The 25,638-nt window shown below is 69.6% G+C and carries 23 protein-coding genes and 1 other RNA gene; 12 read left to right on the forward strand and 12 right to left on the reverse strand.

All coding sequences use genetic code 11. The features are described from left to right. Positions 1-6 precede the first annotated feature (6 nt). The 4 genes from qcrB to ctaE are packed head-to-tail and all read right to left on the reverse strand — an operon-like array spanning position 7 to position 4,221. Positions 7-1,626 carry a cytochrome bc1 complex cytochrome b subunit gene (qcrB, locus tag AC1ROC_RS01085; protein ID WP_085367922.1) on the reverse strand — a complete coding sequence of 540 codons (1,620 nt, stop codon included), beginning with the start codon at positions 1,624-1,626 and terminating at the stop codon, positions 7-9. Further along, positions 1,623-2,696, reverse strand: coding sequence for a cytochrome bc1 complex Rieske iron-sulfur subunit (qcrA, locus tag AC1ROC_RS01090; RefSeq protein WP_085367920.1), 1,074 nt, complete (start codon positions 2,694-2,696; stop codon positions 1,623-1,625). The genes qcrB and qcrA overlap by 4 nt, the downstream gene beginning before the upstream one ends. Before the next feature lie 39 nt (positions 2,697-2,735). Beyond that, positions 2,736-3,557, reverse strand: coding sequence for a cytochrome bc1 complex diheme cytochrome c subunit (qcrC, locus tag AC1ROC_RS01095; protein WP_085367918.1), 822 nt, complete (start codon positions 3,555-3,557; stop codon positions 2,736-2,738). Positions 3,558-3,582: 25 nt separating this feature from the next. Next, on the reverse strand, positions 3,583-4,221 hold the full coding sequence (gene ctaE, locus AC1ROC_RS01100) for an aa3-type cytochrome oxidase subunit III (RefSeq protein ID WP_179150703.1): 639 nt from the start codon (positions 4,219-4,221) through the stop codon (positions 3,583-3,585). Positions 4,222-4,353: 132 nt separating this feature from the next. Here ctaE and trpD point away from each other — a divergent pair, with 132 nt between their 5' ends. The 6 genes from trpD to AC1ROC_RS01130 all read left to right on the forward strand — a co-directional run bounded on the left by trpD (position 4,354) and on the right by AC1ROC_RS01130 (position 11,155). After that, on the forward strand, positions 4,354-5,403 hold the full coding sequence (trpD, locus tag AC1ROC_RS01105) for an anthranilate phosphoribosyltransferase (protein WP_492997555.1): 1,050 nt from the start codon (positions 4,354-4,356) through the stop codon (positions 5,401-5,403). Positions 5,404-5,423: 20 nt separating this feature from the next. After that, complete coding sequence (dhaK, locus tag AC1ROC_RS01110; protein WP_168689634.1) at positions 5,424-6,425, forward strand: dihydroxyacetone kinase subunit DhaK; 1,002 nt, start codon at positions 5,424-5,426, stop codon at positions 6,423-6,425. Between the two features lie 26 nt (positions 6,426-6,451). Next, positions 6,452-7,090, forward strand: a complete 639-nt coding sequence (dhaL, locus tag AC1ROC_RS01115) for a dihydroxyacetone kinase subunit DhaL (RefSeq protein WP_492997556.1) — start codon at positions 6,452-6,454, stop codon at positions 7,088-7,090. Next, positions 7,083-7,817 carry a dihydroxyacetone kinase phosphoryl donor subunit DhaM gene (dhaM, locus tag AC1ROC_RS01120; RefSeq protein ID WP_492997558.1) on the forward strand — a complete coding sequence of 245 codons (735 nt, stop codon included), beginning with the start codon at positions 7,083-7,085 and terminating at the stop codon, positions 7,815-7,817. The genes dhaL and dhaM overlap by 8 nt, the downstream gene beginning before the upstream one ends. Before the next feature lie 100 nt (positions 7,818-7,917). Beyond that, positions 7,918-9,630 carry an MFS transporter gene (locus tag AC1ROC_RS01125; protein WP_492997560.1) on the forward strand — a complete coding sequence of 571 codons (1,713 nt, stop codon included), beginning with the start codon at positions 7,918-7,920 and terminating at the stop codon, positions 9,628-9,630. A gap of 4 nt (positions 9,631-9,634) precedes the next feature. Beyond that, positions 9,635-11,155, forward strand: coding sequence for a leucyl aminopeptidase (locus AC1ROC_RS01130; RefSeq protein ID WP_492997562.1), 1,521 nt, complete (start codon positions 9,635-9,637; stop codon positions 11,153-11,155). 79 nt (positions 11,156-11,234) lie between these two features. On the opposite strand, the gene AC1ROC_RS01135 is transcribed toward AC1ROC_RS01130, so the two are convergent. Together AC1ROC_RS01135 and AC1ROC_RS01140 are read right to left on the reverse strand one after the other, a co-directional pair. Further along, complete coding sequence (locus AC1ROC_RS01135) at positions 11,235-11,741, reverse strand: GNAT family N-acetyltransferase (protein ID WP_492997564.1); 507 nt, start codon at positions 11,739-11,741, stop codon at positions 11,235-11,237. Beyond that, the gene (locus AC1ROC_RS01140) at positions 11,738-13,042 is read right to left on the reverse strand and encodes an aspartate aminotransferase type Ic (protein WP_492997566.1); all 1,305 of its coding nucleotides are present in this window, start codon (positions 13,040-13,042) and stop codon (positions 11,738-11,740) included. The genes AC1ROC_RS01135 and AC1ROC_RS01140 overlap by 4 nt, the downstream gene beginning before the upstream one ends. A 107-nt stretch (positions 13,043-13,149) precedes the next feature. Between AC1ROC_RS01140 and AC1ROC_RS01145 the strand changes: the two genes are divergently transcribed. After that, a complete protein-coding gene (locus AC1ROC_RS01145) occupies positions 13,150-13,752 on the forward strand; it encodes a DUF1345 domain-containing protein (protein ID WP_085367898.1) in 603 nt (200 codons plus the stop codon). Here the strand turns inward: AC1ROC_RS01145 and AC1ROC_RS01150 are convergent. Then, a complete protein-coding gene (locus AC1ROC_RS01150; RefSeq protein WP_085367897.1) occupies positions 13,745-14,227 on the reverse strand; it encodes a dihydrofolate reductase in 483 nt (160 codons plus the stop codon). The two genes, AC1ROC_RS01145 and AC1ROC_RS01150, sit on opposite strands and share 8 nt — an antisense overlap. Beyond that, positions 14,224-15,033 carry a thymidylate synthase gene (locus tag AC1ROC_RS01155; protein ID WP_085367895.1) on the reverse strand — a complete coding sequence of 270 codons (810 nt, stop codon included), beginning with the start codon at positions 15,031-15,033 and terminating at the stop codon, positions 14,224-14,226. Before AC1ROC_RS01155 ends, AC1ROC_RS01150 begins: the two co-directional genes overlap by 4 nt. A gap of 58 nt (positions 15,034-15,091) precedes the next feature. Between AC1ROC_RS01155 and AC1ROC_RS01160 the strand changes: the two genes are divergently transcribed. The 5 genes from AC1ROC_RS01160 to AC1ROC_RS01180 all read left to right on the forward strand — a co-directional run bounded on the left by AC1ROC_RS01160 (position 15,092) and on the right by AC1ROC_RS01180 (position 19,698). Next, on the forward strand, positions 15,092-17,221 hold the full coding sequence (locus AC1ROC_RS01160; RefSeq protein WP_492997571.1) for a purine-cytosine permease family protein: 2,130 nt from the start codon (positions 15,092-15,094) through the stop codon (positions 17,219-17,221). Between the two features lie 10 nt (positions 17,222-17,231). Further along, positions 17,232-18,056 carry a Nif3-like dinuclear metal center hexameric protein gene (locus tag AC1ROC_RS01165; protein ID WP_492997573.1) on the forward strand — a complete coding sequence of 275 codons (825 nt, stop codon included), beginning with the start codon at positions 17,232-17,234 and terminating at the stop codon, positions 18,054-18,056. 46 nt (positions 18,057-18,102) lie between these two features. Further along, the gene (locus tag AC1ROC_RS01170; RefSeq protein ID WP_492997575.1) at positions 18,103-18,837 is read left to right on the forward strand and encodes a zinc ribbon domain-containing protein; all 735 of its coding nucleotides are present in this window, start codon (positions 18,103-18,105) and stop codon (positions 18,835-18,837) included. A gap of 24 nt (positions 18,838-18,861) precedes the next feature. Further along, an RNA gene (gene rnpB, locus AC1ROC_RS01175) (RNase P RNA component class A) lies at positions 18,862-19,244 on the forward strand. A gap of 49 nt (positions 19,245-19,293) precedes the next feature. Then, complete coding sequence (locus tag AC1ROC_RS01180; protein ID WP_085367887.1) at positions 19,294-19,698, forward strand: hypothetical protein; 405 nt, start codon at positions 19,294-19,296, stop codon at positions 19,696-19,698. Here AC1ROC_RS01180 and AC1ROC_RS01185 read toward each other — a convergent pair. The 4 genes from AC1ROC_RS01185 to kdpB are packed head-to-tail and all read right to left on the reverse strand — an operon-like array spanning position 19,671 to position 25,635. After that, positions 19,671-20,363, reverse strand: coding sequence for a response regulator (locus AC1ROC_RS01185; RefSeq protein ID WP_492997577.1), 693 nt, complete (start codon positions 20,361-20,363; stop codon positions 19,671-19,673). The genes AC1ROC_RS01180 and AC1ROC_RS01185 overlap by 28 nt on opposite strands. Beyond that, positions 20,360-22,861 (reverse strand): DUF4118 domain-containing protein, encoded by a 2,502-nt coding sequence (locus tag AC1ROC_RS01190; RefSeq protein WP_492997579.1) that lies wholly within the window; start codon positions 22,859-22,861, stop codon positions 20,360-20,362. Before AC1ROC_RS01190 ends, AC1ROC_RS01185 begins: the two co-directional genes overlap by 4 nt. Positions 22,862-22,866: 5 nt before the next feature. After that, complete coding sequence (gene kdpC, locus AC1ROC_RS01195; RefSeq protein ID WP_085367882.1) at positions 22,867-23,475, reverse strand: potassium-transporting ATPase subunit KdpC; 609 nt, start codon at positions 23,473-23,475, stop codon at positions 22,867-22,869. Between the two features lie 30 nt (positions 23,476-23,505). Then, a complete protein-coding gene (gene kdpB, locus AC1ROC_RS01200; RefSeq protein WP_492997581.1) occupies positions 23,506-25,635 on the reverse strand; it encodes a potassium-transporting ATPase subunit KdpB in 2,130 nt (709 codons plus the stop codon). Positions 25,636-25,638 lie beyond the last annotated feature (3 nt).

Here is a 25,638-nt window from a genome sequence, read left to right on the forward strand (position 1 = left end):
TGCGGCTCAGTGGTGTCCGTGGCCGGACTCGAGCTCGCCCTTGGTGGGCGGGACGATCCTGTCCTCGAAGAACCAGCGGGACATGCTTGCGCGCATCCGGTTGCCGACCGTGATCTTGCCCTTGCTGTTCGGGCGGATCATCAGCGGCTCGTAGCTCTCGAAGCTGACCAGGCGCCACAGCTCGTACTCGTCGAGCTGCTCGTGCACCTCGATGAACTCGCCACCGGGGAGCTTGACGATGCGGCCGGACTCGTAGCCGTGCAGCGCGATCGAGCGGTCCTTCTTCTGCAGCGCGAGGCAGACGCGCTTCGTGACGAAGTAGGCGATGATCGGGCCGAGGATGAGCAGGGCCTGCAGGGCGTGGATGACGCCCTCCATCGTGAGCTTGAAGTGCGTCGCGATGATGTCCGAGCTGGCCGCCGCCCAGAAGACCGCGTAGAACGTGACACCGGCCGCGCCGATCGCGGTGCGGGTGGCGGCGTTGCGCGGACGGTCCAGGATGTGGTGCTCACGCTTGTCGCCCGTGATCCACGCTTCGATGAAGGGGTAGATCAGGACGGTCACGATGAACAGACCCAGGATCGCGACGGGCACGATGATGTTGAACGACCAGGTGCGGTCCAGCCAGACGAATTCCCAGCCCGGTGGCACCAGACGCAGAGCGCCGTCGGCGAAGCCGATGTACCAGTCGGGCTGCGTTCCCGCGGAGACCGGTGACGGGTCGTACGGGCCGTAGTTCCAGATCGGGTTGATGGTGAAGAACGACGCCATGAGGGCGACGACACCGAACACGATGAAGAAGAATCCGCCGGCCTTGGCCGCGTAGACCGGGAGGACCGGGTAGCCGACCACGTTGCCCTGCGTGCGGCCGGGAGCCGCGTACTGGGTGTGCTTGTGGATGACCACGAACATCAGGTGCAGCGCGATGAACGCGAGCACCAGCGCAGGCAGCAGCAGGATGTGCAGCGTGTACAGACGTCCGACGATCGCCGTACCGGGGAACTCGCCGCCGAAGAGGAGGAACGAGATCCAGGTGCCGACCACGGGGAGACCCTTGATCAGACCGTCGATGATGCGGAGGCCGTTGCCCGAGAGCAGGTCGTCGGGGAGCGAATATCCGGTGAAGCCCTCTGCCATCGCGAGGATGAAGAGCACGAAGCCGATCACCCAGTTGAGCTCGCGCGGCTTGCGGAACGCACCCGTGAAGAAGATGCGGAGCATGTGCAGGCCGATGGCGGCGACGAAGAGCAGAGCAGCCCAGTGGTGGATCTGGCGCATGAGCAGTCCACCGCGGATCTCGAACGAGATGTTGAGCGTGCTCGACATCGCGGCCGACATCTCGACGCCCTTCAGCGGGACGTACGAGCCGTGGTAGACGACCTCGGCCATCGACGCCTGGAAGAAGAACGTCAGGAACGTTCCCGAGAGCAGGATGACGATGAACGAGTAGAGGGCGACCTCACCGAGGAGGAAGGACCAGTGGTCGGGGAAGATCTTGCGACCGAACTCCTTGACGGCGCCCGAGATGCTGGTGCGGTCTTCCAGGTAGTTCGCGGCTGCTGCCGTGAACCCGCCCTTCTTGGCCGGTGCTTGTGCCGCGGCAGGTGCGGCGGTCGTGGTGCTCAATGACGCTCCCAGAAGCTCGGGCCGACAGGCTCGGTGAAGTCGCTGCGAGCGACCAGATAGCCATCGGCGTCCACGGTGATCGGCAGCTGCGGCAGCGGACGCTTGGCCGGGCCGAAGATCACCTCGGCCTCGTGCGTGATGTCGAACTGCGACTGGTGGCACGGGCACAGAAGGTGGTGGGTCTGCTGCTCGTAGAGTGCGACGGGGCACCCGACGTGCGTGCAGATCTTGGAGTACGCGACGATTCCGTCGTAGTTCCAGTCCTCGCGGCCCTTGGAGACGTGGAGGTCTTCGGGCTTGAGGCGCATGAGGAGGACAGCGGCCTTTGCCTTCTCCTCGAGACGGTTCTCCTTCTCGTTCAGCCCCTCGGGGATGACGTGGAAGGCGCTGCCGAGCGTGACGTCGGACGCCTTGATCGGCGTGCCGGACGGGTCGCGGGTGAGGCGCGTGCCCTTGGCCCACATCGTCTGCGAGAGCAGCTCCACCGGGTCTTCGTTCATCGGAGCGAGTCCGCGGAAGAGCACGACGGCGGGGAGCGGGAAGGCGATGAGCGCGCCGATCAGGCTGTTGCGGACGAGGACGCGACGGCTGAAGCCGGACTCCTCGTCTGCCTGGCGGAAGATCTCGGCCGCGCGCTCGGTGGTGGTCTCCGATCCACGGACCGGGTGACGGAGGTCGACGCCCTCCTTCTCGTGCATGAGGGCCTTGCCCCAGTGCACGGCGCCGATACCGATGGCGAGGAGGGCGAGCGCGATCCCGACACCGATGAACAGGTTGTTCAGACGGACGGAGCCCGGGTCGTTGTCGTTGATCGGGAAGGCCATGTATGCCGCGACGGCCCAGACGCTTCCGACGATCGACAGGTAGAACAGCGTGTAGACGGTCCGCTCGGCCCGACGCTCCTTCTTCGGGTCGAGGTCGGTGACGCGTGGCCGGTGCGGCGGGAAGCCGGGGTTCTCCAGCTCGTCGCGGATGATCAGCGCCGTTCCCGGGTCGCCCGTCCTGTGCACGTCGACGGCTGACGAACTGGCAGAGGTCAGCTCGTGACCGCTGTTATCGTCGTGTGCCATTGTTCTCCTTCTTACGCTGTGACATGTCCCGAGTACCGGCTAGTTCGACTTCGCCGTGATCCAGACGGTCAGCGCGACGATGGCGCCGAGTCCGAAGATCCAGAGGAAGAGACCCTCCGCGACCGGGCCGAGCGAACCGAGCTCGAAGCCGCCGGGCGACGGGTTGTTCTGGATGTACTTGAGGTACGTGATGATGTCGGCCTTGCCCTGGGGCGTGATGTTGAGGTCGTTGAACACGGGCATGTTCTGCGGACCGGTGACCATGGCCTCGTAGATGTGCTGGGCGCTCACGCCGGTGAGCGGGGGAGCGTACTTGCCCTCGGTGAGTGCACCACCGGCGCCGGCCACGTTGTGGCACATCGCGCAGTTGATGCGGAAGAGCTCGGCGCCGTTCGCGGCGTCGCCCTTGCCGTCGAGGTACTTCTGCTCCGGGATGGACGGGCCGGGAGCGAGGGAGGCGACGTACGCCGCGAGCTGCTTGACCTGCTCGTCGGTGAACTGGACCGGCTTCTCCGGGGCCTGCGGGCCCTGCATCTGCATCGGCATGCGGCCGGTGCCGACCTGGAAGTCGACGGAGGCGGCACCGACGCCGATGAGGCTCGGCGCGTTGACCGTTCCCTGGGCGTCGAGGCCGTGGCAGGTGGCGCAGTTCGACTGGAAGAGCTTCTTGCCCTGGTCGACCGTGTCCTGGGACGCGGCCTGGACCTGCTGGGTCTCTGCGGAGGCGGTGGTCGTGTTGAACGCCGCGTACGCGCCTCCGGTGAGGCCGAGGCCGACGGCGATCAGCGCGACGGTGGCGAGGGGATGACGACGGCCGCCCTTGCGGACTGTCTTCGTCTTGGTACGGATATTCGGACGCATGGTGGTGGGGTCAGCTCCTGTTGTTCTATCTGATGATGTAGATGACCGCGAACAGTCCGATCCACACGACGTCGACGAAGTGCCAGTAGTACGAGACGACGATGGCGCTCGTCGCCTCCTTGTGGCCGAAGGTCTTGACCGCGAACGCGCGGCCGATGACGAGTAGGAACGCGATGAGGCCGCCCGTGACGTGGAGGCCGTGGAAGCCGGTGGTCAGGTAGAACGCCGACCCGTATGCGTTGGAGCTGAGGGAGATGCCCTCGGAGACGAGCGTCGCGTACTCGAGGATCTGCCCGGAGACGAAGATCGCGCCGAGCGCGTACGACAGCGTGAACCACTCGACCATGCCCCACTTGACCGGGCTCCAGCCGGTGGCACGCGGCTGCAGGCGCTCCGCCGCGAACACGCCGAACTGGCAGGTGAACGAACTGGCGACCAGGATGATCGTGTTCGTCAGCGAGTACGGGATGTTGAGGTGCGCCGTCTCGGCCGCCCACAGGTCGGGAGACGTCGACTTGAGGGTGAAGTAGATCGCGAACAAGCCCGCGAAGAACATGACCTCACTGCCCAGCCAGACAATGGTGCCGACGGCCACGACATTGGGCCGGTTGATCGTAGGCGCACTCGCCGTAGGAGATATTGAGGTGCTCGTCACGGTAACCATTATGGCTGAAAAGAAGCCGTGGTTTTCTCATCCGACAGGCCGGAATGGGGGTTAAATTTGGTTAGGATGCCCTAAATTCGCCGGTTCCACGCGGGTTGTCGCACCTGGTCGCCCGCTCAGTAGGATCGGTACATGTCGGAAATGCAGTCCTGGTCGTCCGTGCTCACCACGCTTCTCGCCGGAGAAGACCTCAGTGTGGCGGACGCGGCGTGGGCGATGGACCAGGTCATGACCGGCGAGGCGACGGAGGCCCAGGTCGCCGGATTCCTCATCGCGCTGCGTGCGAAAGGCGAGACCGTCGACGAGATCGTCGGGTTCCGGGATGCGATCCTCGACCACGCGGTCGCCCTCCCCGTCAACCCGATGGCTCTTGACATCGTCGGTACGGGAGGCGACAGATTCGGCACCGTGAACGTGTCGACCACCGCATCCATCGTCGCCGCCGCGGCCGGGGTGCCGGTGATCAAGCACGGGAACAGGGCGGCCAGCTCGTCCTCCGGGTCGTCCGACGTGCTCGCGGCGCTCGGGATCGACCTCACGCTTCCCGCGGAGAAGGTCGCCGACGTGCTCGAACGCGCAGGGATCACCTTCGCCTTCGCGAGCGCCTTCCACCCCGGATTCGCCAATGCGGCGCCCGTGCGAGCCCAGCTCGGCGTCCCCACCGTCTTCAACTACCTCGGCCCGCTCTGCAACCCGGCCAGGCCGGAAGCGTCCGCCGTCGGCGTCGCGACGCTCGACCGGGTTCCGCTGTTCGTCGGCGTCTTCCAGACCAGAGGGGCGACGGCGCTGGTCTTCCGCGGGGACGACGGCCTCGACGAGCTGTCGACCACCGGCCACAGCCATGTCTGGGAGGTCTCCAGGGGCCTCGTCACCGAGCACGACATCGATCCGCGCGATCTGGGCATCCCGCGCGCGAAGATGAGCGATCTGCTCGGAAAGGACGCCGCGTACAACGCCGGCGTCGTACGTGCCGTGCTGGCGGGCGAGACAGGCCCCGTGCGCGACATCGTGTTGCTCAACGCGGCGGCAGGGCTCGTGGCATACGAGCTCGCGTCCGACCCGTCGAGGGTTCAGGAAGCCATCCTGGATCGGTTCCGTTCGCAAATGGCGATCGCCGCCGAAGCGATCGACTCCGGGGCTGCGGCCGCGAAGCTCGAGGAATGGATAGCGGCGACGCACTGACAGCAGTGGAAAGGGTTTCGATGAAGAAGCTCATCAACGGCGTACCCGACGTCGTGGACGAATCCCTCGACGGATTCGCCCGAGCTCACTCGGACATCGTGAAGGTGTCCCACGACCCGCGTTTCGTGTCCAGGGCCGACGGTCCTGTGCAGGGCAAGGTCGGCCTGGTCAGCGGCGGCGGAAGCGGTCACGAACCCCTCCACGCCGGATTCGTCGGCAAGGGGATGCTGGACGCCGCCGTCCCCGGCGAGGTCTTCACCTCCCCGACGCCCATGCCGATCGTCGAGGCCACTAAGGCGGCCGACGGCGGGGCGGGGGTGCTGCACATCGTCAAGAACTACACAGGGGACGTGCTGAACTTCGAGACGGCGGCCGACCTGGTCGCCGCGGAGGGCATCACGGTCACCTCGGTGGTCACCAACGACGACGTCGCCGTGCAGGACTCCCTGTACACGGCGGGCCGCCGCGGCGTGGCCGGAACCGTGCTCGTCGAGAAGATCGCCGGAGCGGCCGCCGACAGAGGAGACGACCTCGCCGGGGTCACCGCCATCGCCGAGCGGGTGAACGCCAACGTCCGGTCGATCGGACTCGCGCTCTCCGCGGGTACGGTGCCGCACGCCGGAGAGCCGGGCTTCGACCTCGCGGACGACGAGATCGAGTTCGGTGTCGGCATCCACGGCGAGCCGGGCCGCGAGCGCGTGAAGGTGCAGCCGGCCGACGCCCTGGTGGACAGGATGATGGCGGCGATCCTCGACGATCTGCCGTTCTCCTCCGGCGACTCGGTGCTGCTGTTCGTCAACGGGATGGGCGGCACCCCGCTGTCCGAGCTGTACATCGTGTTCCGGCGCGCTGCACAGATCCTGGACGAACGCGGCATCACGCTCGGCCGTTCCCTCGTTGGCAGCCTGGTCACCTCGTTGGAGATGCAGGGCGCATCCATCTCGGTGCTGAAGCTGGACGACGAACTGACCGCCCTCTGGGATGCGCCGGTGCACACCGCCGCACTCCGCTGGGGACTCTAGAGAATCGACGAGGAGAGGAGGCGCTCATGGCGCTCGACACGAACTGGGTGAAGGCCTGGATGACGGCCGCTGCGGCGGTCATCGCCGAGCACAAGCACGAGCTGAACACGCTCGACCGCGAGATCGGCGACGGCGACCACGGCGAGAACATGGACCGCGGCATGCAGGCCGTGGTGGATGCGCTCGGGAAGCTGCCGGAGGACGCGACGCCGAACGCGGCGTTCCGGTCGATCGCCATGACCCTCATCTCCACCGTCGGCGGCGCATCCGGCCCGCTCTACGGCACGGCGTTCCTGAAGGCGGGGGACCCGATCGGCGACGCGACGGAGATCGACGCTGCGACGCTCGTCGCCGTGCTCGCCGCCGCCCGCGACGGCATCGTGTCGCGCGGCAAGGCCGAGGTCGGCGACAAGACCATGATCGACGCCTGGACGCCGGCGGTCGATGCGGCCAGGGCGGCGCAGGAGGCCGGGGCGTCCGCCGCCGACGTCCTGCGTGAGGCGGCGGACGCCGCAGGGGCCGGAGCCGTCGCGACCGAGCCGCTCGTCGCCCGCAAGGGGCGCGCGAGCTACCTCGGGGAGCGGTCTGCGGGGCACCGGGACCCCGGTGCGCAGTCGACCGCGCTGCTGCTGCGCGCTGCGGCGGAGGCGGCAGCCGATGACTGAGCGCGTCGGGATCGTGTTCGTCTCGCACAGCGTGCAGCTGGCGGAGGGGGTCGTCGCCCTGGCCGGGCAGATGGCGCCGTCCGTGCGGTTCGTCGCTGCCGGCGGGACGGACGACGGCGGGATCGGGACGAGCTTCGCGAAGGTCAGCGCAGCGGTCGGCGATGCCGAGGCCGGGGCGGGGGTCGTGGTCATCAGCGACCTCGGCTCCGCTCTGCTGACGGCGGAGACGGTGCTCGACCTGCTCACCGACGAGCAGCGCGCGCAGGTGGCCGTTGTGGACGTGCCGTTCGTGGAGGGCGGTGTCGCCGCGGCCGTGGCCGCGGAGAGCGGCGCCGACCTGGCCGCCGTCGTCGCGGCGGCGGAGGACGCGCGGTCGGCGTGGGCGGAGGCGGCGTCGTCCGCATCCGGTGCCGCGCCAGCATCCGGTGCCGCGCCCGCATCCGGTGCTGCCGCATCCGCCGGACTGGGTGGCCGCTACGTGCGCGAGGTCGTCCTGCGCAACAAGGACGGGCTGCACGCGAGGCCAGCCGCCGAGTTCGTGAAACTCGCGAACACCTTCGGCGCGTCCGTCACCGTCAACGGCAAGGATGCGAAGAGCCTGCTCGGCATCATGTCGCTCGGTCTCACGGCGGGTACGACCGCGGAGATCGCGTCCTCCGACGACGACGGCGTGCCCGCAGTGGATGCGCTGGCTGCCCTCATCGAGACCGGTTTCGGGGAGGCCTGAAACCCGCTAAATACATGTAATGACAGACCGCCCTCCTCGCGGCCAGAATGAAGCCAGTTCCCACCAGGGAGACAACCGAACAGCAGAGGAGGGCGGAGCGATGAGCTCACTCGCTACCACAGTCCCGACGACGGCAGCCAAGACGTCGTGGCTGCCGCTCATCGTGGTCGTGCTGACGCAGATCCAGGCGTCGTTCGCCGTCAACACCCTCACCGTCTCGATGCACGGGATCACCACCGACCTGCACATGGCCGCGACGTCGGTGGGCACGGCGATCACCGCCGGCACCTTCGCGATGGCGGCGTTCATCCTGCTCGGTGCGAAGGTGGGCGCGCGGTTCGGCACCCGGCGCGTGTTCCAGATCGCGGTGGTCATCCACGCGGTCGCGATGGCGGTGGTCGCGCTGAGCGTCACTCCGGCCATGCTGTTCATCGCGCAGGCGGTCTCCGGCGCCGTGATCGCGCTCGTGGCCCCGGCGCTCACGGTGTTCATCGCCACCAACTACAAGCGCGAGCAGCAGGCGACCGCCATCGGACTCCTCGCCGCCGCCATCCCCGCCGCCGGTGTTCTCGCCCTCCTGATCGCCGGCACGTTCGCCTCCACCATCGGCTGGCGCTGGTCGTTCTGGCTGATCGTGGCGCTCGGCGTGATCAACTTCCTGCTCAGCTTCCGCTTCAAGGTCGTTCCGCCGCAGCGCGACCTCGCGATCGACTGGACCGGAGCTCTGATCGCCGCCGTGACGATCATCCTGCTGAGCTTCGGCTTCAGCGGCCTCGAGCCGTGGGGCGTCGTGCTCGCGACGGACGGAGCGCCGTTCACCATCCTCGGGCTGTCTCCGGCGCCCGTGCTGATCCTGCTCGGCCTCATCGGCGGCCAGCTCTTCTTCGTCTGGCTGCGCAAGCGACAGACGGAGAAGAAGCCGCGCATCTTCGACCTGCGCGTGCTCGCGACAGGGTCGGAGCGCGCCGTGACGATCTGCATGGGGACGATGCTCTTCGTCGGAACGGCCGCCAACTTCCTCATCCCGCTGTACATCCAGGTGGTTCAGGGCAGAAGCAGCTTCGAGACCTCGATCGCCGTCATCCCGTACACGCTGTCGATCTTCGTGGCCAGCACGTTCGTGGCGACCCTCTACAAGCGCTTCTCGCCGCGGGTGCTCGCCCGGTTCGGATTCATCGTGGTCGCGGCCGGGCTCGTGATCCTCGCGTTCAGCGTGCGGAACGAGTGGGAGCAGTTCGTGGTGGTGGTCGGGCTGATCGTGCTCGGCATCGGCCAGGGCTCGATCGTCGCCCTGGTCTTCAACACTCTGCTCTCCGCCGCCCCGAAGAAGCTCGCCGGTGATGTCGGAGCCTGGCGAGGGCTCGTGCACAACCTCTCCGGCAGTGTCGGGATCGCGGTGGCGAGCGTGTTCGCGGTCGGGATCCTGGGCGGCCTGCTCTCGTCGAGCCTCGCCGACCACCCGACCCTGCCGCCCGCGCTGGTCGCGCAGGTGAACCTCGACGACGCCAACTTCGTCACCAACGATCACCTGAAGGACTTCCTGGCGACGAACACGGACGCGACACCCGCGCAGGTCGACGAAGCCGTCGCCGTGAACGCCGACGCACGTCTGCGGGCGCTCAACATCTCGCTGCTCGGCCTCGCCGGAATCGCGCTCCTCGCGATCATCCCGGCGGGCAGGATGCCGGGCCGCCGACCCGGCGACCTGCCCGAGCAGCTCGAACCGTCCGATCCGGAAGACATCCAGTCCCCGGACGACCCCGTCGCCGAACGGGGCGACACCGTGACCACCCTCGCAACCTCGAAGGACTGAACCCATGACTTCCAGCGCGTACAAACTCATCCCCGGCTCGTTCACCCCCGTACCGTCGATCGTCCCGGAGCGGGTCGTCGACTTCGACGCCGTCTCCTCGTTCTCCTCCGACCTGGATGCGGTCGGCATCACGGTCGGCTCCGACGGCGAGGTGGATGCGTCCATCGGCCTCGACAGGGACGCCCTCTCCCGCGCCGGCTTCGACGGGAAGGCAGGCCAGACGCTGCTGGTGCCGACCGGCTCGGCGCCGCTGCTCTACGCGGTCGGCATCGGGGACGCCTCCGGGATCGACGCCGACGCGCTGCGCGACGCGGCCGCCGCCTTCGCCCGTGCGGCGTCGTCGTCCGCACGCATCGGGCTGCGGCTGACCGACGTCGGCTCCGTGCCCGCCGAGCGGGTCGGACAGGTGGCGGCGGAGGGCGTGCTGCTCGCCCGCTACCGGTTCAGCGAGCTGAAGCGCGACCCGAAGGTGACAGAGCTCACGGCGGTCGAGCTGCTCGCCGACGGCGTGGACGCGTCCGGGGTGACGGCGGGCATCCCGAGCGGCGTCGTGAGCGCCCGGGGAGCGAACGTCGCCCGCGACCTGGCGAATACGCCTCCCGGCCACCTCACCGCCACCGACTTCGGCGACCTGGCGCTCTCCCTGGCCGAGCGGTTCGGCATCGAGGTGGAGGTGTTCGACAAGCAGCAGCTGATCGAGCTCGGAACGGGCGGCCTGCTCGGGGTGAACGCGGGGAGCGCGGAGGAGCCGCGCATGATCAAGCTCCGGTACACCCCGAACGGCGAGCCGACCGGGCACCTGGCGATGGTCGGCAAGGGCATCATGTACGACTCGGGCGGCATCAGCCTCAAGCCGTCCGATCCGATGCACCTGCTGATGAAGATGGACATGGGAGGGGCTGCGGCGATCTTCGGCGCCTTCACGTCCCTCCGCGACCTGGGCTGCACCACGAGCGTGACCGCGTTCCTGATGTGCACGGACAACATGCCCTCCGGCAGCGCGTACAAGCTCGGCGACGTGCTCACCGCCCGCAACGGCACCACGATCGAGGTGAAGAACACGGATGCAGAGGGCAGGCTCGCGATGTGCGACGGACTGGCGCTCGCGGCCGAGGAGAAGCCGGATGCGATCGTGGACATCGCGACGCTCACCGGGGCGGCGCTGATGGCGCTCGGCCCGATCCGCGCCGCGCTGTTCGGAAACGACCAGGCGTTCGTCGACCAGGCCACCGCCGCAGCCACGGCAACGGACGAGAGGGTGTGGCAGCTGCCGCTGGAGAAGAAATACCGCAAGGCGCTCGACTCCGACATCGCGGACATCGCCAACCTGGGCGGCCCGTTCGCGGGGGCGACGACGGCCGCGCTGTTCCTCAACGAGTTCGTCGACGGTGTGCCGTGGGCCCATCTCGACATCGCGGGCACGATGAACTCCGAGACGGACGACTCCTGGCGCTCCAAGGGTGCAACGGGCTTCGGCGCCCGCCTCCTGACCGACCTCGCGCTCGGCTTCCGTCCGGTCCGCTGACGCCTCTCCCAAACCATCGAGTCCGAACTTATTCACGCCCTGCACCGGCGTGTCGCGTGAATAAGTTCGGACTCGATTTTCAGGGGAGGAGGGGGAGGGACATCTCGAGTTCTCGGGTGCTGGGGTCGAGCGGATACGGGACGGTGCTGCCGGTGAGCGCGAAGCCGCGGCGGGCGTAGAAGCGCTGGGCCGGGGTGTTGGCCTCGTGCACCTGCAGGAGCAGGCGCGAGCCGCGCGGGCGCGCCCAGGCGATCACCGCATCCAGAAGGGCGTCGGCCATGCCGTGGGCGCGGCCGCGGAACTCCGGCGTGATGTAGACGCCCACCAGGTGCGGGGCCGGAGCGCCCGTAGCGTGGAAGCCGCCCATCGTGCCGAGCCACCGGCCGTCGTCGGAGACAGCGGCGAACAGGCGACTCGTCGTCGTCGGGTTCGCCGCCCGGTTGCGCCAGTGCTCGTCCGGATGGGAGCGGGCGTGGTCGAGCGTCTCCAGGAACGCGATGGGCGTGTCCTCGAGCATCTCCAGCCGGAGGGCGCGGTATGCGCGCCAATCGTCTTCGACGCTCGCGCGCACCGTCCAGCCGGTCATGCCTGCCCGGCGTCGCCGTTCGCCAGCAGCAGCTCGGCCTCGGCGAGCAGGATGGCCGTGCAGAGCCCGTCCAGCGCCGTCTCCAGCTCCGCGAGCGGAGGGAACGTCGGCGCGATCCGGATGTTCGTGTCGCGCGGGTCGTCGCCGTACGGGAAGGTCGCACCGGCGGGGGTGACAGCGATGCCGGCCTCCGCGGCGAGCTGCACCGCGCGCTTCGCGCAGCCGTCGAGCACGTCGAGGCTGACGAAGTATCCGCCCTTCGGCGCCGTCCAGGTGCCGCCGCCGTACGGCGCCAGACGGCGCTCGAACGCACGGGACACGGCCTGGAACTTCGGTTCGAGGATGGCGCGGTGCTTCTCCATCTGCTCGGCCAGCCCGTCGGCGTCGCGGAGCAGCTGGACGTGACGGAGCTGGTTGAGCTTGTCCGGGCCGATGCTCTGCGCCGACAGGTTGTGCAGCATCCACTCGACGTTGGCGGGCGAGCCGCCGACGAACGCGACGCCGGCGCCGGGGAAGGTCACCTTGGACGTCGACGCGAACACCAGAGGGCGGTCGGGGTTGCCGGCCTCGGCGGCCAGGGCGAGCACGTCGATCGGCGCCGGGCGCTCGTCGGTGAGGTGGTGCACGGCGTACGCGTTGTCCCAGAACAGGCGGAAGTCGTCCGCGGCAGGCAGGGAGACGAGGGCGCGCACGACCTCCTCCGAGTACACCGCCCCGCTCGGGTTCGAGTAGACGGGGACGCACCACATTCCCTTGATGCTGTCGTCCGCGGCGAGCAGGGCGGCCACCGCATCCACGTCGGGGCCGTCGTCGTTCAGCGGGACGGGGATGAGGCGGATGCCGTATCGCTCGCAGATCGTGAAGTGCCTGTCGTAGCCGGGCACGGGGGCGAGGAAGCTGATCGGCTGGGCACCCCACGGACGCTCGCCGCCCGGCACGCCGTGCAGCAGCGCCTGGACGATGACGTCGTGCATGACCGTGAGGCTGGCGTTCCCGAGCGCGAGGAGCTGCGGCACGGGAACCTGCATCGCGTCCGAGAAGATGGCGCGCAGCTCGGGCAGCCCCGCCGCTCCTCCGTAGTTGCGGAGGTCGGTGCCCGCCGCATCCCGGTACGCGCCGTCCGGCAGGTGCAGCAGGTCGTTCGAGAGGTCGAGCTGCTCGGCGGACGGCTTGCCGCGCGTGAGGTCGAGCTTCAGACCGGCGCTGCGCAGTTCGTCGTACGCCGCGGCGAATTCGGCGTGAGCGGCGCGGAGCGCGTCGGGGGACAGGGCAGCGAGGGCAGATGGCGCGGAAGTCACCATCCGATCGTAGCCGCGCCCGCAGTGGCGTGGGCCTCCCGCGGCGAGCGTGTGCGAACATCACAGGTGTGGCGGAAGATGTGAAGACGCGCGGCCGTTCGAGGCTGCGGATGAGCGCGGCGTTCCTGGTCGGTTTCATCGTGGCGATGATCACCGGGGTGCTCGGAGCATGGCCGTTCGCGGCGATCACCGGATGGGCAGCCGCCTGCGTGGTCTACATCGTCTGGGTGTGGGCCATCGTCTGGCGGATGGACGCGGACAAGACGCGCAGCCACGCGACCAGGGAGGATCCGGGCACCAGGACCTCCGACCTGCTGCTGCTGATCGCCAGCCTGGCCGGCGTCGTCGCCATCGTCTTCGTGCTGGTGGCCGCCCGGCAGGTGCACGGCGCCCCGCAGGCCTGGCTCGCGCTCCTCGCGATCGCCTCCGTCGGGCTGTCCTGGACCCTGGTGCACACCATCTACACGCTCCGGTACGCCCGGATGTATTACCACAACCCGGTCGGCGGCATCGACTTCAACCAGGAGGCGCCGCCCCGGTACAGCGACTTCGCCTATCTCTCGTTCACCCTCGGGATGACGTTTCAGGTGAGCGACACCAACATCGGCAACCCGCACATCCGGCGTGCCATCCTGCGGCACACGCTGCTGTCGTACCTGTTCGGCTCCGTGATCCTGGCGACGACCGTGAATCTGGTGGCCGGGCTCACCTGATCCAGTGGACGAAGCGGTAGCGCATCCCGTTCGCCGCTGTCAGCCAGTCCTCCCGCTCGACGGTCCAGCCGGTCGGATCGAGTTCCGGCGCCCAGGTGTCCCCGTCGACGGCGATGTCGATCTCGGTGACCTCGATGCGGTCTGCGGTCTGCGCGGTGAGCGCGAACAGCTCGGAGCCGCCGATCACCCAGGTGGTCGCATTGGGGGAGGCGGCCAGCGCCTCGTCGATGCTGTGCGCGACGACGGCGCCGGGCGACGACCAGTCGGCCTGACGGGTGACCACGATGTTCGTGCGGCCGGGGAGCGGACGGAACCGTTCCGGCAGCGACTCCCAGGTGCGCCTGCCCATCACGACGGTGTCGTCGCCGGTGAGGGCGCGGAAGTGCTTCAGGTCTTCCGGCAGGTGCCAGGGCATGGCGCCGCCGGAGCCGATCACGCGGTCGTGCGCCTCGGCCCAGATGAGCGCGACCGTCATACGGCGACCAGCGCCCGGATGGCCGGGTGGTGCTGGTAGTCCTCGATCACGAAGTCCTCGTAGCGGTAGTCGAAGATGCTCTCCGGCTTCCTGGCGAACCGCAGCGTCGGTGCGGGGTACGGGTCGCGGGACAGCTGCTCCTCCACTTGGGCGACGTGGTTGTCGTAGATGTGGACGTCACCGCCCGTCCAGACGAACTCTCCGGGCTCCAGGCCGACCTGCTGGGCGACCATCATCGTGAGCAGCGCGTAGCTGGCGATGTTGAACGGCACGCCGAGGAACATGTCTGCGCTGCGCTGGTAGAGCTGGCAGGAGAGCTTGCCGTCCGCGACGTAGAACTGGAAGAAGGCGTGACAGGGCGCGAGCGCCATCTGCGGGATGTCCGCGACGTTCCAGGCGGACACGATGATGCGGCGGGAGTCCGGGTCGCTGCGGAGGGTGTCGATCACCTGGCTGATCTGGTCGATGTGGCTGCCGTCGGGGGCCGGCCAGGATCGCCACTGCACGCCGTAGACCGGTCCGAGCTCGCCCTGCTCGTCTGCCCACTCGTCCCAGATGGTGACGCCGTTCTCGCGCAGCCAGCCCACGTTGCTGTCGCCGCGGAGGAACCAGAGCAGTTCGTAGGCGATCGACTTGAAGTGCACCCGCTTGGTGGTGATCAGCGGGAAGCCGTCCGCGAGGTCGAATCGCAGCTGGCGGCCGAACACGCTGCGCGTTCCCGTGCCCGTGCGATCGGACTTCTGGGCGCCGTTCGCGAGCACGTCGCGCAGCAGGTCTTCGTACGGTGTCTCGATCGTCTCGCTCATCGAGTAGATCGTAGCCCCGAACCGGCGTGTGGACCTGTCACATCGCTAGGCTTTCGTCATGGAAGGCGACGAGGTCGAACCGGACCCCGGCTCCCTCACCGACGACGAGGTGAAGGAGCTCGTCGGCCACGACCTGGCTGCACACGACACCCTCGCAGCGATCGAGCACCTGGAGAGCGTGCTGGTGGCCCGTGCGACCGCTGCGATCCCGATCCAGTACCCGCCTGATGCTGACGACGCGGACGCCGCCGCTGACCCCGACGCCGAAGAGCTGTCGGACACCGACGGCCTCCCCACCCAGCTCATCAGTTTCGACGACCTCCCCACTCCGCGTGTCGAGCCCGGCGCCCAGCCGACCTTCAGTGCGTGGATCGCACCGTCCGCGCGGATTCCGCCCGCCGAGCAGCGGAGGCCGGAGCCGCTCGATCTCGTGCCTCTCGAACTCGCGCCGCGGGACTCGGAGCCCGTGCCCGTCGTGCCGCTCGCCCCGCTGCCGGTCGAGCATCCGGATGCGCTGAGCCTGGACTCCGTGCCGCTCCCGCTCGTCGGCACCGGCGCCATCGCCGCCCACGACCTCGGCGTCGCAGGCCCGGTCGGCGACGCCATCGACGACGACCTGGTGGACGACGCCGACGACGTGCGCCTGCCCACCGGATCGCTCGCGGCTCCGGTGGCGAGCGCGCGGGTGGCGACGGGCGAGCGCATCCTGTTCGGCGACGAACCCGTGTCCGCCCCTCCGTTCGAGGTGGAGGACGCCGACCTGCGGCCGACGCCGGTGGAGCGGCGGGTGGGGCGCGCATCCCGGCTCTTCTGGCTGTGGTTCGCGGCGACGTCGTCGCTGATCAGCGTCGGCGTCGGTGCGACCCTCTTCACCCTGGGCCTCAGCCTGCGGCAGATGCTGGTCGCCACGCTGGTCGGGGTGGCGCTGTCGTTCCTGCCGCTCGGACTCGGCACGCTCGCCGGGAAGTGGAGCGGGCAGCCGACGATGGTGGTGTCCCGGGCGACGTTCGGCCTGCGCGGGAACGTGGTGCCGGCAGCCCTCGCGCTGCTCACCAGGCTGTTCTGGGGCGCCGTGCTGCTGTGGCTGGCCGGAGCGTCTGCCGGCACGCTGTTCACCGCGGAGGGCTGGGCGGCCGACCCCGTGCTGCCGACCACCGCGGGCATCGTGGTGACGATCGGCGCGGCGCTCGCGGTCGCATACTTCGGCTACGCGCTCGTCGCGCGCGTGCAGCTGGTGCTGACCATCGCATCCGGTGTGCTCATCGTCGTGATGGTGGCCGTCACCTGGCGCTTCGTCGACCTGCCGACCGCGCTCGCCGCGCCCGACGCGATCTGGCTGAGGGTCATCACCGGCGCCGTGCTCGTCTTCAGCTACCTCGGGCTCGCCTGGGCGAACAGCAGCGCCGACGTCGCCCGCTACCAGCGGCCGACCTCGTCGGGTGCGACGGGGATGCTCTGGGCCACCTTCGGGGCCGCCCTCCCGCCGTTCGTCCTCATCTCGTACGGCGGCCTGCTCGCCGCGTCGAACAGGGCGCTCGCCGAGGACTTCGCGAGCAACCCGGTGAGCGCGTTCTCCCGGCTCGGCCTCCCGGGCTGGTATCCCGTGCCGCTGCTGCTCGCCGTCGGCCTCGGCCTGATCTCGGGGCTCGTGCTGAACATCTACTCCGGCGGGTTCACCCTGGAGGCGCTGGGCGCTCGCCTGGGCAGGAGATGGAGCACGGTCGCCGTCGGCGGCGCCATCGCGCTCGCCGGGTTCGTGCTCGCCGCGACCGTGAGCGACCTGTCCAGCGTCGTCCGGAGTCTGCCGACGACGCTCGCCGTGCCCGTGGCCGCGTGGGCCGGGCTGTTCGTCGTGGAGATGATGCTGCGCACCCGGCGCTTCCACCAGCCGTCCCTGCTGCACGCCGGCGGAGCATACCCGGACTGGCGCTGGACCAACCTCGGGATGCTCGCCGCCGCCACGGTGATCGGCCTCGGCCTGATCTCGTCCGACCTGCCGTGGCTGCGCTGGGAGGGCTACCTGTTCCGGCTGCTCGGCGTGGCACCGGGCAGCGACCTCGGCACGACGGACATCGGCGTCGTGGTCGCGCTCGGCATCGGCCTGCTGACCCCGATCGTCGCGGGTGTGCCTGCGCTCCGCCAGCAGGAAGACTCCATCGACACCGCGGCGCTGTCCCTCGGCAAGTAGGCTCTATCCCGTGCCCCATACGCTTGCTTCCGTCCGCGAGACCGTCGAGCGGCTCTGGCCGCTCTCCGGAGCAGAGGCATGGGATGCGCCCGGTCTCGTCGCCGGAGATCCGGCAGCGCCCATCGAGCGTATCCTGCTCGCCGTCGACGCGGTCTCCGCGACCGTCGAGGAGGCCGTCGACGGGGGAGCGGACCTGCTGCTCACCCACCACCCTCTGCTGCTGCGCGGCGTGACGAGCGTGGCGGAGGACAGATACAAGGGCGCGATCCTCGCACGACTGATCAAGGCGGACTGCGCCCTGATCGCGGCGCACACCAACGCCGACGTCGTCGCCGACGGCACCTCCGCTGTGCTCGCTTCGCTGCTCGGGCTCACCGCCACGACGCCGATCGCGCCGTCGGCCGGGGGAGCGGGCGACACCGGCATCGGCAGGATCGGGACGCTCGCGGAGCCGACGACGCTCGGCACGCTCGCCCGGCGCCTCGCCGAGATCCTGCCCGCCACAGCGGGCGGCATCCGGGCGGCGGGCGACTACCAGCAGCCGGTCAGCACCGTCGCCGTCTGCGGAGGAGCAGGAGACTCGCTGCTCGGCACGGACGCTGTGCGCGCCGCCGACGTCTACATCACCGCCGACCTCCGCCACCACCCGGCGTCCGAGGCGCGCGAGCAGGCGGCCATCGGCGGAGGGCCTGCCCTTCTCGACGTCTCCCACTGGGCGAGCGAGTGGCTGTGGCTCGACACGGCGGCCGAGCAGCTCAGGCGGGAGCTGCCCGGCGTCGTCGTCGAGGTCAGCGACCTGCGAACAGACCCGTGGGACTTCGCGATCCTCCAGTGATCGCGCCCCCACGAACACACCAGCCATCCACAGAGAGCGGACAACCGTGAAAGCCAGCCCCACCGACCAGAACGAGCTCCTTCGCCTCCAGACGGCGGACACCCGCCTGAACCAGCTCAACCACGTCGCCAAGAACCTCCCGCAGCTCGCCGAGCTCGCAGCGCTGCAGCCCGACGTGGATGCGCTCCGCACCCGCTGGATCGCTCGCACGGGCGAACTCGAGGACTCCCGCGCAGAACTGAAGCGCGTCGAATCCGATGTCGCCGTTGTCGAGGCGCGCATGGAACGCGACAGCGGTCGCCTGCAGCAGACCTCCTCCACCAAGGACGTGCAGGCGCTCGAAGCCGAACTGACCGCGCTCGGCAAGCGCCGCGACGACCTCGAGGAGATCGAGCTCACGGTGATGGAGCGCGTCGAGGAGCAGGAGGCGGCGCTCGCCGCCGTCGAGGCGGAGCGCGCGGAGCTCGACGGCGGAGTGCAGGCGCTGGAGGCGGCCAAGGCCGACGAGCTGGCGAAGGTGGATGCGCAGCGCACGGCCCTCGCGAAGGACAGGGAAGCGATCGTGTCCGGCATCCCCGCCGACCTGGTCGAGCTCTACGAGAAGCAGCGCGCCCGCTACGGCATCGGAGCGGCCCTGCTCGTGCGCGGCGTCTCGATGGGCAGCAACGTGAAGCTCACCGAATCCGACCTGTCCGTGATCCGCCGCGCGGCGGACGACGACGTCGTGCTCTGCCCGGACAGCGGCGCCATCCTGATCAGGAACGAGGAGTCCGGGCTCTAGCCGCTGCGATAGTCTGGAGGCGAATGGGCCGGCAAGACGGTCGCGTCGGTCTGCTTCGGCAGGCCGCCGAGGAACGTCCGGGCTCCACAGAGCAGGGCGGTGGGTAACACCCACCCGGGGCAACCCGCGAGACAGTGCCACAGAGAACAGACCGCCACGGGATGCGACCTTCGGGTCGCTTCCGCGGTAAGGGTGAAACGGTGGGGTAAGAGCCCACCAGCGACCGGGGTGACCCGGTCGGCTCGGTAAACCTCGCCCGGAGCAAGGTCAGACAGGAAACGTTGAGGCTGCTCGCCGAGTTTCCGGGTAGACCGCTAGAGGGCGGCGGTAACGTCGTCCCGAGATAGATGGCCGTCCACGGTGCTTTCGCACCAGGACAGAACCCGGCGTAACAGCCGGCCCATTCCTCCACCGGGATGCCCAACCGGAATACTCGAGGGGACGGATCGAGGCAGGGTGACAGCGAAGCAGCCGAACACCAGACGGATCGCCGAGACGGCGAGTGCCCTCACGGCGCTCGTGATCGTGCTCGTCGCGATCGGCTACTGGTTCTGCGTCTGGTTCTTCTTCACCATGCCGTCGTTCGTGACGCCTCCCGTCGACTCGTTCGAGTTCGCCGCCCGCGCCGACATGTTCCAGAGCGCCGTCGGCAACCTCGTCTACTGGGTGGCCGCGTTCGCGGTGACGCTGGGACTCGCCCTGCTCACCACTGTCGCCGGGGTGCGCGCGGTGCAGATGCTGTGGCAGTGCACACCGGATGCGCTGATCGTCGACCGGGTGGACGACACCGACCCGGCGACCACCGTGGCGAAGCTCGACCTGAACCGGCCGGGTCAGTCCGGGTCCGGCACGAACCGGTAGCCCATCCCCGGCTCGGTCAGCAGATACCGCGGGTGCGCAGGCTCGGGTTCCAGCTTCTTGCGCAGCTGCGCCAGGTAGAGCCGCAGGTAGCCGGTGTCGCTCGTGTACTGCGGCCCCCAGACCTGCGTCAGCAGCGCCTGCCGGGTCACGAGCCTCCTCGGGTTGCGCACGAGCACGTCGAGGATCGCCCACTCCGTCGGGGTCAGCCGCACGGGCTCCTCCGCGCCGCCGGTGCGCCTGGTCACCTGCCGGGCGGCCAGGTCGACGGCGATGTCGCCGAAGGTGACGACCGGCTCGTCCGTCGACGGGGTCTGCCGCCTGGTCAGCGCCCGGATGCGCGCGAGCAGCTCGTCGGCGGCGAACGGCTTGGTGACGTAGTCGTCTGCACCGGCGTCCAGCGCATCCACTTTGTCGGCCGAGTCCGTGCGGCCGGAGACCACGAGGATGGGCACGGATGTCCAGCCGCGCAGCCCCTGGATCACTTCGATGCCGTTGAGCTCCGGCATCCCGAGGTCGAGCATCAATAGGTCCGGGTGGTGTTCGACGGCCTGGCTGAGCGCCTCCGCCCCGTTCGTGGCCACGCTGACCTCGTAGCCGCGCGCGGTCAGCAGGATGCGCAGCGCCCGGAGGATCTGCTGGTCGTCGTCGGCGATCAGGATTCTCACGCTGGCTCTCCTCCGTGCTGCACGGTGGACGCGACGGGAAGCGCCACCACCATCGTCAAACCGCCGCCCGGGGTGTCCTCCACCTCGAGCGTTCCGTCCATCCCCTCCACGAAGCCCTTGGAGAGCGCGAGGCCCAGCCCGATGCCGGTGTCGTTGTCGGTGTCCCCGAGCCGCTGGAACGGCACGAACACGGCGTCGCGGCGCTCGCCGGGGATGCCGGGCCCGTGGTCGATCACGCGCACCTGCACGCGCCCGCCGAACTCGCTGGCCGCGATCACCGGGCGCGTGTCGGCCGGGCTGAACCGGATGGCGTTGCCGAGCAGGTTGACGAGCACGCGCTGCAGCAGCACGCCGTCGGCGGCGACCGGCGGCAGGGTGTCCGGCAGGTCCAACTCCACGTCGGCGGGTCCGACGCCCAGCTCGTCGAGCGCGGCGGGCACGACGTCGTCGATGTCGGTCGGCGCGAGCGAGACCGCCAGCACACCCGCCTGCACCCGGCTCACGTCGAGCAGGTTGGTGACGAGCTGGGCCAGGTTGCCGAGGCTGTCCTCCGCGGTCTCGAGCAGCGCATCCCTGTCGGCTCCTGCGAGGGTGATGTCGGTCTGCCGGAGGGTGGTGACGGCGGCCGTCGCCGCGGCGAGGGGGCGACGGAGATCGTGACCGACGGCGGCGAGCAGGGCGCTGCGCACCCGGTCCGCCTGGGCGAGCGGGCCGAGTTCGCTGGCCGTCGCCTGCAGGTCGCGGTGCTCCAGGGCGGCGTCGAGCTGGGCGACGATCGCGGCGAGCAGCCGCCTGTCGCCCGCTTCGAGTGTCCGCCCGGAGAGTTCGAGGGTTCCGCGGGTGCCGACCGGGATGCTCTGGGTGTGCTCGTCGTCGGACGGCTCCCCATCGGTGGAGACGACGTCCTCGCCGTCGAGCAGGTGCACCCCGGAGAGCCCGAACGCCTCCCTGGTGCGGGTGACCAGCGCCTGCAGCGCGTTCTCCCCGCGGATGACCCCGCCGGCCACGGTCGCGAGCAGTTCGGCCTCCGCCGCCGCGCGCTTCGCCGCCCTGCTCCTGCGGGCGGCCTGGTCGACCACCAGGCTGACGAGCGCGGCGATCACCAGGTAGAGCACCAGCGCAAGCAGGTGCAGCGGCTCGCTGATGGTGATCGTGTAGAGCGGTGCCACGAAGAAGAAGTCGAGGGTGATCCCGGACAGCAGGGCGGCGAACAGCGCGGGCCAGATGCCGCCGACGAGCGCGACGATCACCACCAGCAGCTGATACGCGAGCACGTCGCTCGTCATCGAGTCCGACGAACGCATGCTGGTGAGCAGCCAGGTCAGCAGCGGACCGCCGACGAGGGCGAGCGCGAACCCGTAGACCTGCCGCCGAGCGGTGAGGCCGCCCCGGATGCGCGGCAGCGAGAACCGGCCGCCGGCCCGCGCGTGCGACACGATGTGCACGTCGATGTCGCCGGATTCCCTGATCACGGTCGACCCGATCCCCGGACCGGTCAGCAGCGCGGCGAGTCTGCTGCGGCGGCTGACGCCGATGACCAGCTGCGTCGCGTTCTCTCCACGCGCGAACTCGACCAGCGCGCGCGGGATGTCGCTGCCGACCACCTGGTGGTAGCTGCCGCCCAGCTGCTCGACCAGTGCCCGCTGCGCCGCGAGCGCTCCGGGAGTGGCCTCGCGGAGGCCGTCCTGGCTGGTCACGTGCACGGCCAGCAGTTCGCCGCCCGCCGACCGAGCGGCGATCCTGGCACCGCGGCGCAGCAGGGTGTCGCCCTCCGGACCACCGGTGAGCGCGACCACCACGCGCTCCCTGGCCTCCCAGGTGCCCGCGATGCCGTGCTCGGCCCGGTACTGCTGCAGCGCGCTGTCGACCTCGTCGGCCAGCCAGAGCAGCGCCAGCTCCCGGAGTGCGGTGAGGTTGCCGAGCCGGAAGTAGTTGGAGAGCGCAGCGTCGATGCGGGCGGCCGGATAGACCTCGCCGTCGGCGAGCCGGTCGCGCAGCGCCTGCGGCGCCAGGTCGACCACCTCGATCTGGTCGGCGCGGCGGAGCACGGCATCCGGGATCGTCTCCCGCTGCTGGGCGCCGGTGATCTGCTCCACCACGTCGTTCAGCGACTCGATGTGCTGGATGTTCACGGTCGACATCACGTCGATACCCGCGGCGAGCAGGGCATCCACGTCCTGCCAGCGCTTCTCGTGCTCCGAGCCGGGCGCGTTGGTGTGGGCGAGCTCGTCGACCAGCGCGAGCTGCGGGGCGCGCGCGATGACCGCATCCAGGTCGAGCTCGGTCAGCTCGACGCCGCGGTGCTCGACGGTGCGGCGCGGAACGACCTCCAGGCCGTCGAGCATGCCGGCCGTCGCCGCGCGGCCGTGGGTCTCGACGACGGCGACCACCACGTCCTTGCCGAGCGCCAGCAGCCGCTTGCCCTCTTCGAGCATCGCGTACGTCTTGCCGACGCCCGGCGCGGCGCCGAGCATCACCCGCAGGTGGCCACGTGGCATTTCTTCTACTCGTCCATCTTCGCCAGTGCGATGTTCAGCTGGAGCACGTTCACGGTGGGCTCGCCCAGATAGCCGAGGTCCCGTCCCTGAATCTTAGACTCGACGAGCGCGCGGACCGCTGCAACGGAGAGCCCGCGGGCGTGCGCCACCCGCTGCACCTGGTCGAGCGCGTACGCGGGCGAGATGTGCGGGTCGAGCCCGGATCCGGATGCGGTCACCGCGTCGATCGGCACGTCGGCGACGGCGATCCCGTCGTCCTTCGCGACGGCGGCGGTGCGCTCCTTCACCGCTTTCAGCAGGTCGGGGTTGTTCGGGCCGAGGTTGCTGCCCGAGGACGCCGCCCCGTCGTAGCCGTCGCCCGCGGCGGACGGCCGAGACTGGAACCACTCCGCGAGCGCGTTGCCCTTCTTGTCGGTGAAGCCTTGCCCGATCAGCGCGGAGCCGACCGTCGTGCCGTTCTCCGAGATCAGCGAGCCGTTCGCCTGCGCGGGGAAGGCGACCTGGCCGATGCCGGTCAGCACCAGCGGGTAGACGATCCCGAGTGCGACGGTCAGCACGATCATCGCCCGGATGGCGACCCAGTAGTGGCGCCACGCGCCACGCATTCCGTTCATGGTTGTCGTTCTCTCTTCCTGGATCCGGCCTTAGAAACCGGGGATCAGCGCGACCAGCAGGTCGATCAGTTTGATGCCGATGAACGGGGCGACGATGCCGCCGAGACCGTAGATCAGCAGGTTGCGGCCGAGCAGCGCCGACGCTTTCGACGGCCGGTACGTCACGCCGCGCAGGGCGAGCGGGATGAGCAGCACGATCACGATGGCGTTGAAGATCACGGCCGAGAGGATCGCGGACGCGGGGGAGTGCAGCCCCATGATGTTGAGCGCAGCGAGCCCGGGGAACGCCCCGACGAACATCGCCGGGATGATCGCGAAGTACTTGGCCACGTCGTTCGCGATGGAGAACGTGGTCAGGGCGCCGCGGGTGATGAGGAGCTGCTTGCCGATCCGGACGATGTCGATCAGCTTGGTCGGGTCGGAGTCGAGGTCGACCATGTTGCCCGCCTCCTTCGCCGCCGACGTTCCGGTGTTCATCGCGACGCCGACGTCGGCCTGCGCGAGGGCGGGCGCGTCGTTCGTGCCGTCGCCGGTCATCGCGACGAGGTTGCCGCCCTCCTGCTCCCGCCGGATCAGCGCCAGCTTGTCCTCCGGCTTCGCCTCGGCGAGGAAGTCGTCGACCCCGGCCTCCGCGGCGATGGCCTTCGCCGTCAGCGGGTTGTCCCCGGTGACCATCACGGTCCGGATGCCCATCCTGCGCAGGTCGGCGAAGCGCTCGGCCAGGCCGTCCTTCACGACGTCCTTCAGGTAGATCACGCCGAGCAGGGTCGCGACGCCGCTCGCATCCCTGGTCGCCACCGCCAGCGGCGTTCCGCCGACGGAGGAGATGCGCTCCACGGCGGCGTCGAGGTCGCGGAGGGCGCCGGGCGCAGCGGAGGAGGACTCCCGCACCCAGGAGACGACGGCGCTCGCCGCGCCCTTCCGCACGCTGGTGCCATCCGGGAGGTCGAGGCCGCTCATCCTGGTCTGGGCGGTGAACGGGACGATGTCGCCGCGCAGGTCGCCCTGGTGGCTGTAGCCCAGCTGCCCGGCGAGGGCCACCACGGAGACACCCTCGGGGGTCGGGTCGCTCAGCGACGAGAGCGCGGCGGCACGGATCAGCTCCATGCTGTCCGCCCCGCCGACCGGCGTGAACTCGGCCGCGCGGCGGTTGCCGTAGGTGATGGTTCCGGTCTTGTCGAGCAGCAGCGTCGTCACGTCGCCAGCGGCTTCGACGGCACGGCCGGACATCGCCAGCACGTTCCTCTGCACCAGCCTGTCCATGCCGGCGATGCCGATGGCCGAGATGAGCGCGCCGATGGTGGTCGGGATGAGGCAGACCAGCAGGGCGATCAGCACGGGAACGGTCGGGGCGGCATCCGAGTATCCGGCGGCCGGCGCCAGCGTGAGCACGACCACCACGAAGATGATCGACAGGCTCGCGAGCAGGATGTTCAGCGCGATCTCGTTCGGCGTCTTCTGCCGGGAGGCGCCCTCGACCAGGCGGATCATCCTGTCGACGAACGTCTCGCCCGGCTTGCTGGTGATCCGCACCAGAATGCGGTCGGAGAGCACGCGTGTGCCTCCGGTGACCGCGCTCCGGTCCCCGCCGGACTCGCGGACGACGGGTGCGGACTCGCCGGTGATGGCCGACTCGTCCACCGACGCGATGCCGCGGACGATGTCTCCGTCTCCGGGGATGAGCTCGCCGGCCGTGACGACCACGAGGTCGCCCAGCCGGAGCTCGCTCGACGCGACCTGCTCGACCGTGGCGCTGAGCGCATCCGGGTCTGCCGTCTCGTCGTAACCGGTGACCCGGTTGGCGACGGTGGTCGACCGGGTGGCCCGCAGGCTCGCGGCCTGCGCCTTGCCCCGCCCCTCCGCGACCGCCTCGGCGAGGTTGGCGAAGATCACGGTGAGCCAGAGCCAGACGGCGATACCCCAGGTGAACGCGAGGTTTTGCTGTCCTGCGCTGTGGCCCGCGCTGTCCGCACCGCCGAGGAACGGCTGAGCGATGGCGAGCACGGTGGTCAGCGCAGCGCCGACCTCCACGATGAACATGACGGGGTTGCGCCACATCGAGCGCGGGTCGAGTTTGCGGAGCGCTCCGGGGAGCGCCGCGACGAGTTGCGCGAACGAGAACGCGCGGGCCGTCTGCCGCTGTGAGGTGATGGTGGTCATGGT

The organism is Leifsonia sp. GW821-FHT13C05, assembly GCF_058806515.1.